Source organism: Parasutterella secunda, assembly GCF_024733725.1.
In the GTDB taxonomy this organism is placed as follows: domain Bacteria; phylum Pseudomonadota; class Gammaproteobacteria; order Burkholderiales; family Burkholderiaceae_F; genus Aphodousia; species Aphodousia faecalis.
This window is the reverse complement of record NZ_JANRHP010000013.1, coordinates 1-3,168: the sequence shown is the minus strand read 5'-3', so window position 1 is coordinate 3,168 and position 3,168 is coordinate 1. Positions and strand designations below refer to the sequence as shown.

The 3,168-nt window shown below is 51.5% G+C and carries 2 rRNA genes; both read right to left on the bottom strand.

Annotation, left to right across the window (positions count from 1 at the left end):
• Positions 1–8 precede the first annotated feature (8 nt).
• Positions 9–123: ribosomal RNA gene (gene rrf / locus NW199_RS08655) — 5S ribosomal RNA — on the bottom strand.
• 122 nt (positions 124–245) lie between these two features.
• A 23S ribosomal RNA gene (locus NW199_RS08650) occupies positions 246–3,124 on the bottom strand.
• Positions 3,125–3,168: the final 44 nt, after the last annotated feature.

Genomic DNA, 3,168 nt, shown 5'->3' with positions numbered 1-3,168 from the left:
AATGGGGAGCCGGGCGATGTCCTACTTTCACTGGAAATACAACCAACTATCATCGGCGCTAAGGCGTTTCACTGTCCTGTTCGGAATGGGAAGGAGTGGGACCACCCCGCTATGGTCGCCCGGCTAAGCTTGTTGTCTCGTGCCGGCACTGGCCCGCACTCGACGAATTCTTTTCGGTGTCACAAAGCGTCACGGTTTGTGTCTTGCAGTCTTGAGCTTCTTTGAGCAACAAGCTGTACGGTTATAGGATCAAGCCTTACGAGCAATTAGTATCAGTTAGCTTAACGTCTCACAACGCTTCCACACCTGACCTATCAACGTCCTGGTCTCGAACGACTCTTCAAGGAGGTCTAGCCTCCGGGAAGACTTATCTTCAGGCAGGTTTCCCGCTTAGATGCTTTCAGCGGTTATCCCTTCCGGACATAGCTACCCGGCAATGCGATTGGCATCACAACCGGTACACCAGCGGTCCGTCCACTCCGGTCCTCTCGTACTAGGAGCAGCCCCCGTCAATCTTCCAGCGCCCACGGCAGATAGGGACCAAACTGTCTCACGACGTTTTAAACCCAGCTCACGTACCTCTTTAAATGGCGAACAGCCATACCCTTGGGACCGACTACAGCCCCAGGATGAGATGAGCCGACATCGAGGTGCCAAACACCGCCGTCGATATGAACTCTTGGGCGGTATCAGCCTGTTATCCCCAGAGTACCTTTTATCCGTTGAGCGATGGCCCTTCCATACAGAGCCACCGGATCACTATGACCTGCTTTCGCATCTGCTCGACTTGTTGGTCTCGCAGTCAAGCACGCTTATGCCATTGCACTATCAGCACGATTTCCGACCGTACCTAGCGTACCTTCGCACTCCTCCGTTACCCTTTAGGAGGAGACCGCCCCAGTCAAACTGCCTACCATACACGGTCCCTAGCCCAGATCATGGGCCGAGGTTAGAACCGCAAACAAATCAGGGTGGTATTTCAAGGATGGCTCCGCTCAAACTGGCGTCCGAGTTTCACTGCCTCCCACCTATCCTACACAAATCGGTTCACAGTCCAATGTAAAGCTACAGTAAAGGTTCATGGGGTCTTTCCGTCTAGCCGCGGGGAGATTGCATCATCACAAACACTTCAACTTCACTGAGTCTCGGGAGGAGACAGTGTGGCCATCATTATGCCATTCGTGCAGGTCGGAACTTACCCGACAAGGAATTTCGCTACCTTAGGACCGTTATAGTTACGGCCGCCGTTTACTGGGACTTCGATCAGGAGCTTGCACCCCATCAATTAATCTTCCAGCACCGGGCAGGCATCACACCCTATACGTCGACTTTCATCTTTGCAGAGTGCTATGTTTTTAGTAAACAGTTGCAGCCACCTATTCTCTGAGGCCTCTTCACGCTTAAGATGTTTCTTCTCTCACGCTACAAAGGCACACCTTCTTCCGAAGTTACGGTGTCAATTTGCCGAGTTCCTTCTCCCGAGTTCTCTCAAGCGCCTTAGTATATTCAACTCGCCCACCAGTGTCGGTTTGCGGTACGGTCTTGTCAAGCTACCACTTAGAGGCTTTTCTTGGAAGCACTTCCGATGACTTCTTCTCTCGTGGAGAATCGATGTTTCGACTCGAAGATCTGAAGGCGGATTTGCCTGCCTTCCTTCTACTCTCACAAACCGGGATATCCAACACCCGGATCATCTTTCACACTCCGTCCCCCCATCGCATACTTGACAATGGTCTAGGAATATTAACCTTGTTCCCATCGACTACGCTTCTCAGCCTGGCCTTAGGGGCCGACTCACCCTGCTCCGATGAACGTAGAGCAGGAAACCTTGGGCTTACGGCGAGCGGGCTTTTCACCCGCTTTAACGTTACTCATGTCAGCATTCGCACTTCTGATACCTCCAGCATGCTTCTCAACACACCTTCGCAGGCTTACAGAACGCTCCCCTACCACTCATACTTACGTATGAATCCGCGGCTTCGGTTACTTGCTTAGCCCCGTTACATCTTCCGCGCAGAAAGACTCGATCAGTGAGCTATTACGCTTTCTTTAAAGGATGGCTGCTTCTAAGCCAACTTCCTGACTGTCTTAGCCTTTCCACTTCGTTTTCCACTTAGCAAATATTAGGGACCTTAGCCGGCGGTCTGGGTTGTTTCCCTTTTGAGTCCGGACGTTAGCACCCGGTGCTCTGTCTCCCGCGCTCACACTTCCAAGTATTCGGAGTTTGCCATGGTTTGGTAAGACGCCATGTCCCCCTAGCCATAACAGTGCTCTACCCCCTGGAGTGATACGCGAGGCACTACCTCAATAGTTTTCGGGGAGAACCAGCTATCTCCGGATTTGTTTAGCCTTTCACCCCTATCCACAACTCATCCGCTAATTTTGCAACACTAGTCGGTTCGGTCCTCCATTGTGTGTTACCACAACTTCAACCTGGTCATGGATAGATCATCCGGTTTCGGGTCTACGCCCAGCAACTACTCGCTCTATTCGAACTCGCTTTCGCTACGCCTCCCCTACTCGGTTAAGCTCGCTACTGAACGTAAGTCGCTGACCCATTATGCAAAAGGTACGCAGTCACCCTCGCGGGCTCCTACTGTTTGTATGTATGCGGTTTCAGATTCTATTTCACTCCCCTCCCGGGGTTCTTTTCGCCTTTCCCTCACGGTACTGGTTCACTATCGGTCGATTACGAGTATTTAGCCTTGGAGGATGGTCCCCCCATCTTCGAGCAGGATGTCACGTGTCCCGCTCTACTTCTCATGCTCTTAGTACCACACCAACAATTTCATATACCGGGCTATCACCGTCTTTGGCCGAACTTTCCAGATCGTTCTACTGTCATCAGTGTTATCAAGCATTAGGCTGCTGCGCATTCGCTCGCCGCTACTAGCGCAATCTCGGTTGATTTCTTTTCCTGGAGCTACTTAGATGTTTCAGTTCACTCCGTTCGCCTCTTTAAGCTATGTATTCACTTAAAGATACCTTTGCAGGTGAGTTCCCTCATTCGGATATCCATGGTTCAACGCTCGTTGTCAGCTCCCCACGGCTTTTCGCAGACTGCCACGTCCTTCTTCGCCTGTAATCGCCAAGGCATCCACCACATACACTTAGTCACTTGATCCTATAACCCTACCGCCTATTGCCCGGCAGAGTCACAAGCAACTC